A 16,565-nucleotide genomic window follows, 5' to 3' on the forward strand; every position below is an offset into this window, starting at 1 on the left:
AAGTTTATTTTTTTTGTTTTTTTATTATTTGGAATTCCGTTCTCCTGTTCAACTGATACTCTTTTTTAGAACATTTTTTTGGGTATTGACAATCAATTACTGGCTCTGTTTCTCCATAACCTTTACCAATTAATCGACTCTTGTTAACCCCTCTTTTTTCTATAAATTCTATTACTTTTTGAGTTCGCTTATCAGATAATTTTAAATTATATTCTGGACGACCTCTACTATCTGCATAGGATTTAATTTCTAAGCTGACTTCTTTGTGTTTTTGTAAAAGTTCAATGAGTTTTTCTAACTTGGCTATTGCATCTTTTCTAATATTAGCTTTGTTATAATCGTAGTAAATTCTGGTGTTTAAAATCTTTTTGAAGTCTTCATCATTTTTAACCTCAACCTTCTTTTTCTTTACTTCTAATCGGATATTTCCTCCATCATATTGTTCTGGAATAAACTTGTCTGTAAAAACATAGTTGTCGTTTTCTGCCTTTAGAATATTAGGTTTAAACTTGCTTACTCTTAAACTAAACTTACCATTGGCATCTGTTACTCCTTTCGATTGAATTTTTCCATCTGTATCAGTAACTGTAACTACTACACCAGCAATTGGCTTATTGGTTTCTTGATCTATGATAACACCTTCTAAATCATATTCTATGACCTCTTTTATAGGAATTATCTCTGTAAACTTGTAAATGTTATCTACTCCAGACCTATCTGAACTCAAAAAACCTTTTTTGTTGGCATTATTTATCGAAAAAGCATAATCGTCTTTTGAACTATTAATAGGCTTTCCAACATTTATTAATTGTTGTCTTCTAGATGCTAAATCGAAATAAAACACATCATAACCTCCTAATCCAAAATGTCCATCTGACGAGAAATACAACTCATATTTTGAAGTTATAAACGGAAAAGACTCTCTTCCTTTTGTATTCACTTTAGGTCCTAAATTTTTAGGCTTCCCTAGCGTTCCTTGATTATAAATATCTACTGAATAAATATCCGTTTCTCCATAAGAACCTGGCATATCTGAAACATAATAAAGTATCTTCTCATTTGGAGATAACGCTGGATGTGCTGTTGAATAACTATCTCCATTAATGGTTAAGTCTTCAATATTTCCCCAATTTCCATTAGCATCTTTTGTAGCTCGGTAAATTTTTAACCTTGCTATTTTACTATTTTTATCTAAAGGTGTATTATTAGATTTTGTGAAGTACATGGTTTTACCATCTTTCGTAATAACAGCTGATGATTCATGGTATTTAGAATTTACAGACCCTTTAAGCAGTTTTGGTTTTGAATAATGATTACTTTTCGGGTCTAAAACGGCTGTATAGATATCTAAAAAACGTTCATTATCCCAAGCATCTATTCTACCAATACTAGTTCTAGTATTCCTAGCAGATGAAAAGTATAAGGTGTCGTTTCTTAAAAAAGCACCATAATCCATATACTTTGAGTTTATCATCTCTAAAGAATCTAATTTGTATCGATTAGAGTTTAACTCAATAATATTCAGATAATCTTCACTGTTTTTTAGATTTTTGTCTAAAGAACCTGAAGCCTTTAAAAATTCATTATAAATTTTTTCTGCTTGTTGTTTTTCTCCAATAGCTCTTAAAGATTGCGAGTATCTTAATAAATAACTTTTATCTTCTTGTGCATCTTTAGTGCTATATAATTTTTCATACCACGTAGCAGCCTTTGAATAATCTGCATTAAAATAATAGGTATTTCCTAATTTTAATAGCACCTCCGACGATTCATTCCCAGATTGAACTACTTTTAAGTACGCTTTTGCCGCATTTATATATGCGGAGTTTTCATATTCTTCATTTGCCTTTTTTAATTCTTTTTCTTGAGCTGTTACTCCTAACAGCGTAAAAAAAGCAATTGCGAATAAAGTTATTGTATTGTTATATTTCATTAGATATTTTTTTAATTAAAAGAATCTTGGAGAAATCTTTCCTTGTACTTTTCTGAAGAATTCGTACCTTAGGAATACTTCATGAGAACCAGAATTGTAATTTCCAATATCAGTAGTATCATAGTCATAGGCATATCCCATAAATAAAGAGTTTGATATCTGTACACCTACTAAAGCACTTATCGCTGCACTCAATCTATACGATGCTCCTAACGTAACCTTTTCATTGATTAAAAAATTAGTTGATAAGTCTACCACTAATGGTGCTCCATTAGTTACTTTAAAAAGTGTTGCAGGTTTAAATTTTAAATTATCTGTTAGTTCAAAAACATATCCTCCTGTTAAGTAAAAATGTTGTGTTTTTGCAACATTGGAGGTTGATGAGTTTTTATAATGTTTTGTATAAAGTAAATTAGGTACCGATAAGCCTACGTACCATTTTTCTGTATATAAATAACCTCCAACACCCACTATTGGTGAAGTTTCTCTTAGATTATTTTGGAAAGGTTCATCTATCGGGTTTTTAATATTTAATTTAGAATAATCTACATCTATAATATGTAGCCCTCCTTTTAACCCGAAAGCAAAATTTAAATCATAATCATTTAAAGGCAATATATAAGATAAATCTGCCGCAAAAGATGTTTCTACCGACGGGCCTATTTCTTCTCTATATACAGATAAACCTAGTCCGGTTCTTTCTCCCATTGGAGTATTAATAGATAATGTTTGCGTTATTGGTGCCCCCGGTATTCCTTGCCATTGCGACCTGTGTAGCGCATTAATACTTAATACATTTCTTGTTCCTGCATAAGCTGGATTTATAGAAATGGTATTATACATATATTGTGTAAACTGTGAATCTTGTTGAGAATACATTGAGTAATTAGCTAACAAAACAAGCAACACAATAATTACTTTAAAATCCTTCATAATTAATTAGTTTATAAATAAGTATCCTGCTCTTTTTACCATTTCAGAATTGTATTTATATTCTAAAATGTAATAGTATGTTCCTTTTGGCAGCTTGTCATTTCGGTTTAGAGTTAGCCTTCCATCCGAGTATCCTCTAAATGATTTATCTTTATTATTGTATCCTTTAGTTTCAAATATTTTGACACCTGATTTATTGAATATCTTAACTGTGTTATCTGGGTAATTTTCTATACAGTTAAACTCTAAAACATCATTTTTACCATCATCATTAGTACTCAATCCATTGTATACTGTTAAACAACCACCTGGTAGTATTAGCTCTTCTTTAACTAGTGCTAATGCAAAGACTCCATAACCTGTAGCTTCTGAAACTGTTGTTACCGAATTTGTAAGTTCATCTACAATTCCACCTTCATCTACCCAAAACCCCTGTGTAGGATCCCAACGAACTATATGTATAGCCGTTTTTGAAGTTGCCTGTGTAATAGCAGAAGAAGTTGTATTGTTATTCCAAGTAAGCGTAACAATTACATTAGAATTTCCGTTTTCTTGTGTTATTTCCCAATACTCATTTGTATCGATATATTTAATTACACCTACTTTTAAGTTGTGTGGGTATAATGTATTACTGCTTTCTAAGAAATATTTAGACTTTATAATCTCTCTAGTATCAAGAGGTGCTGATATTTTTGATGCTCTGTAAAAGTTTTTATCTCCTACAGGAAACTCAAATTCAGTATCTCCTTCTTTGTGTACATAACCATCAACATGACTAGTATTGGAAGTATTGCTATGCGATGCATTTTGCTCAAAAGTTATCGTCCCATTAAAATTTGTGTTATCAACAATACCAGAAGAAAAACCTGCTTCATTGTATACATTTAATCTTCCTGATAATTGGAATGGAATTGCATTAGATGTATTATTAAATAACACATTATTAAAACGACTTACTGCACTTCCTGAAATTTGTTGGAAATCCGTTCCAATAAAATTAGCCGTACCATTAGGAGTTAAAAAATCGACGAGACCATCATTTTTAAAATCGGCATAAACATACATCTCTCCTTCATTTACGAAGTTGCCTGTATTCGTATTTTCAAAATCATTAACTAATGAAATTGTTGTGTTCGGAGTAACGTATAAATCTCCTTCGTTAATTGTTTGCCCAAAACTACAAGTGCTACGAATAAACACCATAATTATAATGACCATACTCAGTTTCTTCATTCTTCTTTTTTTAGTGAATTAAATTTTGAAACACAGAATTGGTTTTCCCTTTAACCATTCTGTTATTTCTTAAACATCAGGTTAGCTATTTGCTTTAAACATTAGCTTATTAAACAGGGAATCTTTGTCATTTCTCTTTTTTAACAAAGCATGTACAGGAGTGGAGAAAAAGTACTGGCAGTATGTTAAGTGTACTCTAGATATGTATGGAAAAACACTTTGATTTAAGGTATTCAAAGCCATCATTTTCCCAAAAATTGTAATCACTAAAGAATCGTGGAAATTCTGTTTAGGTAAGGTTATAGTGTTGGTGATTACTTTTGATGAATTAATATTGATGATATTCTCTTTTTTATCTATAAATGCTAATGCTTCCTTTTTTAAATTTAAAAAAACATTAGTAGCTATAGATCTTAATCTTAGAACATCATAATTATGGTCAACTTTAATGTATTTTACTTTCTTCCAATAAGAAAACTCCTTAGTTATAATATTATAAAAAGCTAATACATTTTTTAGGTTATTATTAATGAATGTTGATGTCTCTGAAGTTCCAATTAATTTTATTTTTGAAACAACGGCATCGTTAGTAAACGATGTTACATCTAATTTTGAAGATTTGTTTTGTGAAAAAATTTGCCTTCCAATTATGGAAAACGAATCTGAAGCAGAAAACAAGAATACTAATATAAAGACAAAATTCCTCATATTTAATAGACAATAATTGTTATTAAACTGAGGGGGGAAATAGTACTCTTGCGGCAAAAATACATTTTTTTCTGTATTCGTACACTTTTTTTAAAAATAAATTAAAATTTAGGGGAAAAACCCTTAATATTATTTTAAAGCATATATAAAATGAATTCTTTGTTTTTTTGAACCATACCTATACTTTTACAACATATAACTGAAAAAAGCTATTATTTAAAAAATTAAAATGAAAAATACAACAACTCTTCTTATCACTATTGCAATTATATGGTCTCTTACCATAGCTTATAGACCTTCAACTTTTACACTTGGGCATTATAGATATTTTTCTAAAATTGGTTTTGAAGAGGTTTTTTCTAATAATAAACTAATAGGGTTTAAAAAAGTATTTAAATTTTCTCTTTTTTCTAGATGTGATACTCGAGTAATTAACGAAATTGATTATATAAAAAAGAATAAAAAAATCTATTAGTAAAACTTTAAATATTTTTGCATAAAAAAACCGATTCAATGATGAATCGGTTTCTAGTAGCGGGAACAGGACTCGAACCTGTGACCTTCGGGTTATGAGCCCGACGAGCTACCTACTGCTCTATCCCGCGATTTGCGGTTGCAAATATAACGCTTTTTATTCTTTAATTCCTAATATAATTCCGTTTTTCTCAAACAAAATATGGAAAACCATTAAAAACAAGCATTTATAAAGTATATTTTACCATAACAATACCTTTATAAAAAAGTTCTATTAAAAAGTTTTCTTTAATTTTTGCAATAAATTTGAAAATGGCTTATAGAGATTCTTAGTTAATGTATTGTAATTTTCATCATCTTTTAACCCCAATCCAAACTTTACTTTTTTAATTTCTTCTGAACGTACTAGAGTACCAAACATCCAATCCCAAATAGCAAGTTTGGCTCCCATATTTTTATTAAAATGATTTTCATTATTACTATGATGAATTTGATGTTGAAAAGGACTAATAAAAATATACTCTAACCAATTAAAATAGGTAAACCTGACATGAGAGTGTCTTAAATTTGCTCCAAAAACGAAGAAGAAAAAACTAAAAATATTGGCTCCTAAAAACATGACTTTATGAACAGAGTTACCTGACAAAAACTCGAAAAGGCCTGTTGTAAGTCCAAAAATAATAATCCCTCTAATATTGTTTATAATCAATTCTACAGGATGAAGCCTGTATTGTGTAATTGGCGTTAAACTAGTTGCTGAATGATGAATTTTATGAAACTCCCATAAAAAAGGGATCTTATGCATTGCATAGTGTATTAAAAAGCTAAAAAAATCATTAAGTATGGTTAGTGTAAATGTATAAAGCAATAGAATTTGAATGCTATTTATAGCCATTTTAGGGTATCCAAATTGATTGATTAAAAACTCATTGGTATAAAAAGCAATATAAAGTCCATATATCAAATACGGAGCTATGCATAATAACTTAATAAAGCTATTAATAAAGATTAAATAGTAATCAATAAAAGCTGAACTGCTAAACCATATTTTTTTAGGAAGTAAATATTGAACAAAATTTACTTTAGGTTTTATTTTTTTAAAGGTATAAAGAGCTAGAATCATAGCAGTAAATAAGTACAAGACATAAATTCTCTTACTTGGGTTCTGGAAATAAGAAAAGGGCATATTAAGCCCTTTCTGAATGATATTAATAATATAATCTAACATCTACTACATATTTCAATTCTCCTTTTTTCAATCACTATTTTTTTAATCCCAACTCAACTAAACGCTCTGTTAAAAACTCTCCTGCTGTCATATCTTCATATTGTTTTGGCGCTTCAGTAGTAATACAACTTTCTAAACAAGTTAAGTCCATATTTGGATTAGGATGTAAAAAGAATGGTGTTGAATATCTTGGCTTCTTTAATTTATCCAAGTTGGTTGGATTTACCACTTGATGTATCGTTGATCTTAATTTATTATTAGTTAAACGTGCCAACATATCCCCTACATTAATCACTATCTCGTCTGGAGCTGGCATTACATCTATCCATTCTCCTGCTAAAGTTTGTGCTTGCAATCCTTCAGCACTTGCTCCCATTAATAATGTTATTAAGTTAATATCTCCATGAGCGGCTGCTCTTACAGAATCCTTATGTTTTACTATAGCCCCTTCTGATAATGGATAATAATGTAATAAACGCAAAATGCTATTTCCATTTTTTATTTTATCACTGAAGTAATCTTCTGGTAACTCTAAGTATAAGGCAATTGCTTTTAATAAATTTTTCCCTGTATTTTCTAAGGTTTTAAAAACTTCTAAGCCCTTTTCTTTAAATACAGGCATATTTTCTGGCCAGATGTTTTCTGGATAATTAAATTCATTAATCGCTTCTACTTCTTGACCAATATGGAAAAACTCTTTTAAATCAGGTACACTTTGTCCTTTTGCACTTTCTTTGTTTTTAGAAATATATCCACGTTGCCCAGCAAACTCTTCGTTTTCGAATTCTTTTTTAGTTTCATCTGGCAATGCAAAAAAGGTTTCGATGGTATCGTATAAATCTTTTTTTAAGTCTGTTGATACACCATGATTCGCAACGATTGCAAATCCCATATTAGAAAATGAATCACCAAAATCCTTAATAAACTGCTTCCTCTTATTCTCATCTGTTGATATAAAATCTAAATAATCAACTCTTTTAATTTCGTTTTTCTCCACTTCGTATTTATATTAATTATCAGGCTACAAATAAACTTAACACTCATCAATTAAAGCATGATAATTATCATGTTACAACACAAGCATTCGTTGTTACTTTGGATTAAATTTTTTGACAAGTGAAAATCGAACAGTTATATACCAAATGTTTAGCAGAAGCCACCTACTATATATCTTCAAACGGTGAAGCTGCCATAATAGATCCATTAAGAGAAACAACTCCTTATTTAAAAATGCTTAAAGCTGATAAAGCAGTACTGAAATACATCTTTTTAACACACTTTCATGCCGATTTTGTTTCTGGTCATGTAGACTTAGCCAAAGCAACTAACGCTACTATTGTGTATGGTCCAACTGCTATTGCTGATTTTGAATTTTATCAAGGAAAAGACAATGAGATATTTAAAATTGGTAATACTACTATACGTTTACTGCATACTCCGGGGCATACTCTAGAATCTTCATCATATCTGTTATATGATGAATCCGACAAAGAACATTGCTTATTCTCCGGTGATACTTTATTTATAGGCGATGTTGGTAGACCTGATTTAGCTGTAACTTCTAATGTTTCAAAAGAAGATTTAGCAGGTAAACTATTTTCTTCCTTACATGATAAAATCATGACGCTTCCTGAAGATATAATTATCTATCCAAATCACGGTAAAGGTTCGGCTTGTGGAAAAAATATGAGTTCTGAAACTTACGACACTCTTGCTAATCAAAAATTAGTAAACTATGCTTTAGACCCTAACTTATCTAAAGACGAATTTATTAAACAAGTATTGGACGGTTTATCTACTCCCCCTCAATATTTTCCGAAAAATGCTTCCATGAACAAACAAATTAATAAACCAATAGATTTAATAATAAAAGACAGCCTTCAAGCTATTTCCTTAGATAATTTTATAGATTATACAACTCATAAAAACGCACTCATACTAGATGTTAGAACTACTAGCGACTTCATAAAACATCATATTCCTAATTCTATTTTTATTGGATTAGAAGGTAGCTTTGCTCCTTGGGTTGGAGAACTTATAAAAGACATTAAACAGCCTATTATCATCGTTGCTCCAAAAGGCAAAGAGGAAGAAACTGTAATTAGATTAGCAAGAATTGGTTATGATAATGTTTTAGGATATTTAGAAGGGGGAATAAACTCTTGGTTAAAAAGTAAACATAATACCGAATCAATTGATTGTATAGATGCTGATTCTCTACAATTACTTGAAAATAATTCTTTTGTTGATGTAAGACGTATTGGAGAAATAAATGACAACTTTGTTAAAAACGCTATTCATTTACCTTTAAGTAATATTCAAAGTCAATTCAACAAACTAGATAAAAACCAATCTTATTTTATATACTGTGCTGGCGGATATCGTTCAGTAATTGCTATTTCAATTTTGAAACAACATGGATTCTCTAAACTAACTAATATTAATGGTGGATTTTCTGAAATTTTAAAAAGCACAATTCCACTTGAGAAATGTAGGAAAAACTGCCCTACTTGTCTTTGTCATTAATAGTAAAAAACTGATTCTTTAGAATGTTAAAGAATCAGTTTTTCTATATTAAAAATAAAAAGCCTAGCAACTATATCTCTCCATTTTCATAGGCATATTTCACTAATCCTGCAGTATTCTTAACATTTAATTTTGATAATAAATTTCTTCTATGTGTATTAACAGTGTTAACACTTATAAACATTTTATCTGCAATTTCTTGAGTTGTATATTCTTCTACAATTAATAACAGAATTTCTTTTTCTCGCTTACTTAACTCTGTTATATTGTTTTTATTTACCCTTATTCTCCTTTCACTTTCTGTTTTTTTATCTGCAATTTCTTTGACAAAATATGTATTACCTTTATAAATCTCCTCTAGTGCAATAAACAACTCTTCTTGCACTATATTTTTTAATAAATACCCTCTTATTTCTTGTTTTATTAGACGTGTAACTAATTGCATATGATTATGAGTACTTAATATCAAAACATTTATATTCGGATATTTATTCCTTAATATTTTACATGTTTCTAAGCCATCCATTTCTGGCATGCTAATATCAAGAATAACAATATCTACTTTTACTCTTTCTAAAACACTTAATAATTCAATTCCGTTATTTACAGCATCTACAACGTCAAACTGGTTATTTGTTCGTAATAAATTTTTTAACCCTTCTAAAAAGAGAGTGTGATCATCAGCTATTATTATTCTTATTTTGCTCACTTTATTGCATTGGTATTTCTATATTAATAATCGTGCCTCTCCCCATCAAGCTATCTATGTTAATACTTCCTTTTTTCGAAACTATTCTATCTTTTAAATTTTTTAAGCCTATTCCTGCTACTTTTTTATTTGGGATAAAGCCTATTCCATCATCCTCAAAAATAATATTCAAACTTTTTTCTAAAACGTTAATTTCTAAACTTACCTGATTTGCGTTAGCATGCTTTATTGTATTAGTCACCAACTCTTGAATCATAGAAAAAAAATCATATTGTAAATCAACATCCAATTCATTTATTTCTTCTTCAGGAAATAAATGTACATATGTTTTTATGTTACTTGCCTTACCTACTTCGGTTAAATAGCCTTTTATTTGTTTTACATAATTGTCTTTCACATATTTCTTCACCAAAAGATCATGCGAAAAACTTCTAACAACACCATATAAATCATCTAATTGTTCGATAACAGAATCTAACTGTAAATTATTTGTTTTTATAGCATTTACTTGAAGTTTAATACCCGCTATAGTATTCCCTAAATTATCATGTAGTTCTTTAGCTACTTCTTTTCTTTCTTTTAGTTGCCCCTTCAAGTTTGCTTTAACTATTTTCAAATCTTGGTCTTTTAAAATAGATAGTACCTTTTCTTTATTTAATTCAGCTTGCTTAACAATGGTTTTCTTTTGAATCCTCCATTTTTGATAATAAACAACGATTATTACTAACATTAAAACAAAAAAAACAATTGAGAATATAGTTATCAATTTTTTATTCTTCTTCAAAACTTTCAATTCATTCTCTCTAAGTTTACTCTCGTTTTTTAAATAAACCAACTCTCGTTCTTTTTGCTCTGAATTAAATTTAGCTTCTAATACTCTTATTTCTTCTTTCCTCTGTATTTTTTGAACAGAATCTAATAATTTTACTTTTTCTTTTATAGAAAAGAATGCTTTCTTATAATCTCCTTGCTTTAAATATAGATTTTCGTAATTCTCATAAATTGTATTTTGAAGTTTAAATAACTTCTTCTCTTTAGCAAGTGTTAATTTATTACTTAATTCTCTCTCTGCTTTAAGCAATTTGTTTTGCAATATGTAAACACCTATTATCCCTATCTCTGCCATAGATTGATAATAAATAAAATTGTTTGCTTTTGAAATTTCTATAACCTTATTGTAATTAACGATTGCTTTATCATAATCTTCAAACTCATAATGGTAATTTTCAGCTAAATTTAAATAGATAATGGCTTCTGCAACTAAATTCTTAGCTTTCTTCGCTAAGAATAACCCTTGTTTAAAATAATACTCAGACTTTTCAATTTTCTTTTGCTCTGCCAACAACACGCCTATATTTATATAAGAACCTAATACTACATCTGGATTATACTTATTCAATAAACAAAACTCGTATAACTCAAGAGCTTTATCATACTCCTTTCTATTTCTATATATTTCAGCCAACCCATGCTTATGTATAAACAAATATGAACTATCATTTGCTCTCATTGAAGCTTCCACTCCTTTTATATGCCATTTCACAGCGTTTTCAACAAGGCCTTTTTTCTTATTTAAAACACCTAATGTCATAAATGCTCCAGCTCTTCTCGATAAATTAAAAGTATCTTTTTTATCCTTTGTAAGCCTCAATACTTTATTTGCGTAATACGATGCAGAGTCTAAATTATCTTTTCTATTATGAAATTGCCCTAAAAGATTAAATGTCTTTATATTGATTGCAGTATCATTAGGGTTTCTAAGTAAAAAATCATATATCTTTTCACGAAACTCTCTATCTTTATTCTTTAACATATAAGAATATAAAGTATCCAATAAAGCATCCTTTTCTGTTCTTATTTGTGAAAAACAATTAAAAGTTATAAAAACAATAAGTATTACTATTTTCATAACATTCTCCCTTTTGTCAACACTTGTCATTTAAACTGTTTTTTTAACCTATAGTTAAAAGTACAAAGAAGATTTTTTGTTTAACTCAAAGCATCTTGATTTCCTTAAGTTTTAATCTAAAAATACTCATTTCTAATGATTTTTAGAATCATTAAGCGCACTAATTTTACCAAAAAAACAGATAACTAGAATAAAAATGAAACCTCTTGTAAAACTAGTCCCCTTTATTTTATTAACCTTATTAAGCTGTAATGACACTTCAGTTATAAATACTCCTCCAATTATAAAAAGTCAAACTTTCATTGTAAAAGAAAGTATAACTGATACTGAAACAATAGGAGAAATAATAGCAAATGATAAAGAAAATACAGAACTTACTTTTAAAATTGTTACCAACAACAATAATTTATTTGAAATAACAAAAGAAGGAATATTGAGCTTATCTTCTGGAAAAACTCTTGATTATGAAACCACTCAAGAACATACCATAACCATAAGTGTAACAGATGGGACTGAAATAGTTGAAGAAAAAATTTTAATTAAGGTAGAAAACGTTATTGAAACATTATTTGAAGATCCTGAATCTTTTATCCTTACATGGAAAATAACCAAAGCTAATGCCTCATTAGTAATAAATAGAGAAACAAAAGATTATACTTTTGATTATACAATAGATTGGGGGGATGGAACCATTGAAAAACTATCCATTTCAAACCCAACTCATGTATTTAAAAAACCCGGAATATACACTGTTGCCATTAAAGGAAAATATCCTTTTTTAACCAGTACTGTAAAAGGGTCTAATACTATTGGATATCATCTTAATAGTATTGAACAATGGGGAACAATACAATGGGAATCTTTAGAATATGCATTCTTTGGTTGGGGTAGCATGAAATATAATGCTCAAGACACTCCTGACTTATCTAAAGTAACTTCTCTCTCTCAATTATTCTATAAAAACAGTTTATTTAATGGAGCTATAGACAATTGGGATGTAAGTAACATAACCAATATGTCAAGCATGTTTGGAGGAACAGAATCTTTTAACCAAAGCTTAAATAACTGGAATGTAAGCAATGTAAAAGATATGAGTCACATGTTTGAAGGTGCTTTAATTTTCAATCAAGATTTAAATAATTGGGATGTAAGTAACGTAACAAATATGAGATCAATGTTTGCTGGTTCAGTAAAATTCAATGGAAATATTGATCAATGGAATGTAAAAAATGTAACAAACATGGGATATATGTTTGTGAACACAACAGATTTTAACAGAGATATTAATAATTGGAATGTAAGCAACGTATTATATATGAGAAATATGTTTGGAGGAGCTAAATCTTTTAATCAGAATTTAAGTAATTGGGATGTAAGCAAAGTTCAATATATATCGGCTATGTTTTCTAATACCGAATCTTTTAATCAACCACTAGAAACTTGGGATGTAAGCTCAGTAGTTGACATGAACTATATCTTTTCAAACGCTAAAGTATTTGATCAAGACTTAGGTAAATGGAATATTAAAAACTTACAAACTAACAAAGGACAATACTTATTTATAAACTCAGGTCTATCAAAAGAAAACTATGGAAAGACGCTTATTGGCTGGAGTCAATTAGCTCAAATTCCAAATGGATTACAATTCAACGCTAAAGGATTAGAGTTTTGCAATGACAATGTTAATGTCGTAAATGCTAGAAAAAACTTAACTAATAATTACGGATGGGAATTTAACTATGATATTGGAATAACTTGTAATTAAGTTTTAATTCAAAATTATCTTTCATCAAATCATAATTTACATAAAAAAGCTTCACATTTCTGTGAAGCTTTTTTACTTAGTAACAGGAACTGGACTCAAACCAATACCTTTGTTTTATGAGTTTTACAAAAGACTCAAAACCTTACTATTTTGTTATATATAAAGTCTTATAAGCTTTCGTGTACTTTAATTAATATTTATTAAAAAAATTAGGTACTAATTATTAACTACCCAAGAAATATAATATAACTGTCCTATTTGACCAGAACCTGGGGCTACAAAATAATCTTTTCCAAATAAATTTGTTCCACCAACTTTAATTCTTGATTTTATAGATGGTAATTGATAATTTAACTGCATATCAATTACTGTTCTGGCATCAACATCTCCTTTAACAAAAGTAGATACCCATCTGTATTTATCTTGCCACCTAGCATCAATATTAAACCCAAAATTCTTAAATAATTTTTCATTACCAAACTGTACCTTTACTGTATGTTTAGGCGCGTTAAAGTTTGGCTCAAAGAAACCATTATCTCTATCATCAAAAGTAAAATCAATAAAGTTATAGTTTAAACCTACATCATAATTTTTGAACAATCTTGTATGCATCCCTATACCAAAACCATAAGAATCAACTATTGATTTTGCATTAGTTACAATATTAAATTCACGTACTCCAGAGCTCTCTCCTAAAGGTTGAGCTACTCCATTAAACATCGCATCATTAAACGAAATAGCAGCTAATTGATCTAAAACAACAACATTATCTTGAATATTACTTAAAAAACTATCTGGACTAGTTGTTATATCAGCAATTTCTTGGTTAGATAACTTTCTATTTCCATAAGGAAAAACTTTTCCTGCATTAGGAACTACAACATCTTGTGTAAAAATAAAGTCATTATGCTTACTATAAAAAGTATTAAAATCTAAATCTAAATTAGTCTTATTATTTAAACGTAAGATACTTCTATAACCTAACTCTATTGTCTTAACAACTTCAGGAACTACAGATTTGTAATCAGATTTAATGTATTTACGATCAGCTATATTTTCAGTATAATAAGCTTTGGTTAAAAGTGCATTATCTAAAATTTCATTACCATTCATAGTTCTAGTATCTAATACCCAACCAACAGCTGGATCAAAATCCCAGAAAGGAATATTTCCGTAAGAAATTCTATTTAAATTTTCTCCAACAGTACCTACATTAGTTTTTATTCCTGATTGAGAAAATAAGTATTGTTCTTGTAAGGTTGGATTACGGAAACCTGTTTGATAAGATGCTCTTAACACATGATTTTTTTCTTCTCCTAAAGAATAATTGATGGCAATACGAGGTGAATAATTAGCTTTAAAATTTCTTGATTTATCATAACGGATAGATCCAGTAAATTTTAACCTATCATCTAATATGTTTTTTTGAATTTGAGTATAAAAACCATATTCATTCAATTTAATTTTCTCCTTACCATCATTAAAAAGGGTACCTTTAGAATTTGGATTAAACTTCCTAAAAGATGCTCCTACTTGTACATCTGCCCAATTGTTTAAAAGGGTTTTAAAATTATAATTTCCATCAGCATGAATATAGTTACTTTTCTCAAAAATAGCACTTCCTCCATTAGAAATTAAAGTACTTGTTGTTTGATTTAGAGAACGATTAAATTCTTCTGTCCCTGGCACAAAAGCATTCCTAAAAGCATATTTTCTTGCCTCACTTATAGAGGTTGGGTTCAAAGGATCATAAAATTTTTCATAAAAATCCTCAGCATATCTACGATAAAAAACTCCAGCTTCATTAAGAATATTACCTCCTGTTCTTACTAAGTCATAACTTCTACCAGAATCATTAGAAGTATAATATCCTCTAACATAAAAATTATCTCCTTTTACTTCTAATCTATGTTGCCCTATATAATAATCTCTCTGAACTAATCGAGTATCATTACCCTGAAACAAATTATCTCTTAATGAAAGTCTAGATGTCAATTGAATTTCTAAAGATTCATCCCCAAATGGTCTATAGTATAACGACCCAGAAAATCGTATATTTTTAGATGTAAAATCTCCTCCAATAAGTTGTCTTTCAGTATATCCTTGTCTTCTTGAAAGTAGAGTTCTAGGTATACCTAAATTAAGACTAACTTGATCTATTAAACCTAAGCTTTGAAATCCTTCATCTCCATAAGTGTTAACACCATCGTATTGAGGAGTGGTAGACTCGGTACCGTCAATTAACTCGTTAGAATCAATCTCTTTATTTCTATAATCTGCAGCAGACCATTCTTTAACAGAAAAATATGACACGTTAACTTTAGCCGCAAATTTGTCACTAAATTTATACGCCATTCTAATAGATGCATCATAAAAAGGGTTATTACCACTTATGTCTTGACTTGTATATCCAGTTTTAAACATAGTAGTAATCCCTGTATAATCAAATGGGTTTTTGGTATTCATAAGCATAATCCCATTATAAGCATTTGCTCCATATAAAGCAGAAGATGCTCCTGGTAATATTTCTACACTTTGAATATCTAACTCCGATACTCCTGAAAAATTACCTGTACTATAACTTAATGCTTGAGCAGCCGTGTCCATACCGTCAATTAATTGTACAAACCTAGTATTTGTAAAATCAGCAAAACCTCTAGAATTTATTGATTTGAAACCATAACTTACCTCTCTTGAGTTGATTCCTTTTAAATTGGTTAATCCGTCATAAAAAGAATTAGACGCAGTTTTTCTTATTTCAGCCGCTCCAAATCTTTCAACTGTAACTGGTGATTCAAGAATTCTTTCTGGAACTCTTGAAGCTGAAACTACAACTTGATCTAATAAAATATTCTCTTTAAGAATAATGTTTACTGTTTTCTCTGAAGTAACAACAATTGTTTCTGTTTTATATCCAAAAGCAGAAACTCTAATAGTTTTAGGATAATTGCCATCTGATAAAATTGAAAAAACACCTTCTCCATTTGATGTAGTTACTTTATTTCCATCTGTAATTTTTGCGTTATAAAATGGTTCTAAATATTCATCGTAAACGGCTCCATTTATTTTTACTTGTGCGTAATTTATAAACACAACAAAAGTAAAAACAATTACAAGTAATTGCTTTTTTATCATTTTTTTAGTTTT

The 16,565-nt window shown here is 29.2% G+C and carries 12 protein-coding genes and 1 tRNA gene; 3 read left to right on the top strand and 10 right to left on the bottom strand.

Annotation, left to right across the window (positions count from 1 at the left end; translation table 11 throughout):
• Positions 1-4 precede the first annotated feature (4 nt).
• From ACOQN8_RS03445 to ACOQN8_RS03460, 4 genes are all read right to left on the bottom strand, one after another.
• Positions 5-1,933, bottom strand: a complete 1,929-nt coding sequence (locus tag ACOQN8_RS03445; RefSeq protein WP_420551617.1) for an OmpA family protein — start codon at positions 1,931-1,933, stop codon at positions 5-7.
• Between the two features lie 15 nt (positions 1,934-1,948).
• Positions 1,949-2,866, bottom strand: a complete 918-nt coding sequence (locus ACOQN8_RS03450) for a PorP/SprF family type IX secretion system membrane protein (RefSeq protein ID WP_420551618.1) — start codon at positions 2,864-2,866, stop codon at positions 1,949-1,951.
• Positions 2,867-2,872: 6 nt separating this feature from the next.
• Positions 2,873-4,099, bottom strand: coding sequence for a T9SS type B sorting domain-containing protein (locus ACOQN8_RS03455; RefSeq protein WP_420551619.1), 1,227 nt, complete (start codon positions 4,097-4,099; stop codon positions 2,873-2,875).
• 81 nt (positions 4,100-4,180) lie between these two features.
• The gene (locus ACOQN8_RS03460; protein ID WP_420551620.1) at positions 4,181-4,807 is read right to left on the bottom strand and encodes a hypothetical protein; all 627 of its coding nucleotides are present in this window, start codon (positions 4,805-4,807) and stop codon (positions 4,181-4,183) included.
• 229 nt (positions 4,808-5,036) lie between these two features.
• Between ACOQN8_RS03460 and ACOQN8_RS03465 the strand changes: the two genes are divergently transcribed.
• Positions 5,037-5,282: a hypothetical protein gene (locus ACOQN8_RS03465; protein WP_420551621.1), complete on the top strand. Its 246-nt coding sequence runs from the start codon at positions 5,037-5,039 to the stop codon at positions 5,280-5,282.
• 57 nt (positions 5,283-5,339) lie between these two features.
• On the opposite strand, the gene ACOQN8_RS03470 is transcribed toward ACOQN8_RS03465, so the two are convergent.
• The 3 genes from ACOQN8_RS03470 to ACOQN8_RS03480 form a co-directional block, all read right to left on the bottom strand.
• A tRNA-Met gene (locus ACOQN8_RS03470) sits at positions 5,340-5,412 on the bottom strand.
• A 143-nt stretch (positions 5,413-5,555) separates the two neighbouring features.
• Complete coding sequence (locus tag ACOQN8_RS03475) at positions 5,556-6,509, bottom strand: sterol desaturase family protein (protein ID WP_420551622.1); 954 nt, start codon at positions 6,507-6,509, stop codon at positions 5,556-5,558.
• A gap of 34 nt (positions 6,510-6,543) precedes the next feature.
• Positions 6,544-7,506: an isopenicillin N synthase family dioxygenase gene (locus tag ACOQN8_RS03480; protein WP_420551623.1), complete on the bottom strand. Its 963-nt coding sequence runs from the start codon at positions 7,504-7,506 to the stop codon at positions 6,544-6,546.
• Between the two features lie 119 nt (positions 7,507-7,625).
• Here ACOQN8_RS03480 and ACOQN8_RS03485 point away from each other — a divergent pair, with 119 nt between their 5' ends.
• On the top strand, positions 7,626-9,035 hold the full coding sequence (locus tag ACOQN8_RS03485; protein WP_420551624.1) for an MBL fold metallo-hydrolase: 1,410 nt from the start codon (positions 7,626-7,628) through the stop codon (positions 9,033-9,035).
• A 70-nt stretch (positions 9,036-9,105) separates the two neighbouring features.
• On the opposite strand, the gene ACOQN8_RS03490 is transcribed toward ACOQN8_RS03485, so the two are convergent.
• Both ACOQN8_RS03490 and ACOQN8_RS03495 read right to left on the bottom strand, forming a co-directional pair.
• Complete coding sequence (locus ACOQN8_RS03490; RefSeq protein ID WP_420551625.1) at positions 9,106-9,744, bottom strand: response regulator; 639 nt, start codon at positions 9,742-9,744, stop codon at positions 9,106-9,108.
• Between the two features lies 1 nt (position 9,745).
• A complete protein-coding gene (locus ACOQN8_RS03495; RefSeq protein WP_420551626.1) occupies positions 9,746-11,653 on the bottom strand; it encodes a tetratricopeptide repeat-containing sensor histidine kinase in 1,908 nt (635 codons plus the stop codon).
• Positions 11,654-11,849: 196 nt separating this feature from the next.
• Here ACOQN8_RS03495 and ACOQN8_RS03500 point away from each other — a divergent pair, with 196 nt between their 5' ends.
• The gene (locus tag ACOQN8_RS03500) at positions 11,850-13,418 is read left to right on the top strand and encodes a BspA family leucine-rich repeat surface protein (protein WP_420551627.1); all 1,569 of its coding nucleotides are present in this window, start codon (positions 11,850-11,852) and stop codon (positions 13,416-13,418) included.
• Positions 13,419-13,634: 216 nt separating this feature from the next.
• Here ACOQN8_RS03500 and ACOQN8_RS03505 read toward each other — a convergent pair whose 3' ends face one another.
• A complete protein-coding gene (locus ACOQN8_RS03505; protein WP_420551628.1) occupies positions 13,635-16,553 on the bottom strand; it encodes a TonB-dependent receptor domain-containing protein in 2,919 nt (972 codons plus the stop codon).
• Positions 16,554-16,565: the final 12 nt, after the last annotated feature.

Source organism: Tenacibaculum aiptasiae (assembly GCF_965221665.1).
Lineage (GTDB): Bacteria > Bacteroidota > Bacteroidia > Flavobacteriales > Flavobacteriaceae > Polaribacter > Polaribacter aiptasiae.

Excerpts from the sequence above, each read along its gene's own strand:
- ACOQN8_RS03445 (WP_420551617.1), bottom strand. The coding sequence starts at position 1,933 with ATGAAATATAACAATACAATAACTTTATTCGCAATTGCTTTTTTTACG.
- ACOQN8_RS03450 (WP_420551618.1), bottom strand. The coding sequence starts at position 2,866 with ATGAAGGATTTTAAAGTAATTATTGTGTTGCTTGTTTTGTTAGCTAAT.
- ACOQN8_RS03455 (WP_420551619.1), bottom strand. The coding sequence starts at position 4,099 with ATGAAGAAACTGAGTATGGTCATTATAATTATGGTGTTTATTCGTAGC.
- ACOQN8_RS03460 (WP_420551620.1), bottom strand. The coding sequence starts at position 4,807 with ATGAGGAATTTTGTCTTTATATTAGTATTCTTGTTTTCTGCTTCAGAT.
- ACOQN8_RS03465 (WP_420551621.1), top strand. The coding sequence starts at position 5,037 with ATGAAAAATACAACAACTCTTCTTATCACTATTGCAATTATATGGTCT.
- ACOQN8_RS03475 (WP_420551622.1), bottom strand. The coding sequence starts at position 6,509 with ATGTTAGATTATATTATTAATATCATTCAGAAAGGGCTTAATATGCCC.
- ACOQN8_RS03495 (WP_420551626.1), bottom strand. The coding sequence starts at position 11,653 with ATGAAAATAGTAATACTTATTGTTTTTATAACTTTTAATTGTTTTTCA.
- ACOQN8_RS03500 (WP_420551627.1), top strand. The coding sequence starts at position 11,850 with ATGAAACCTCTTGTAAAACTAGTCCCCTTTATTTTATTAACCTTATTA.
- ACOQN8_RS03505 (WP_420551628.1), bottom strand. The coding sequence starts at position 16,553 with ATGATAAAAAAGCAATTACTTGTAATTGTTTTTACTTTTGTTGTGTTT.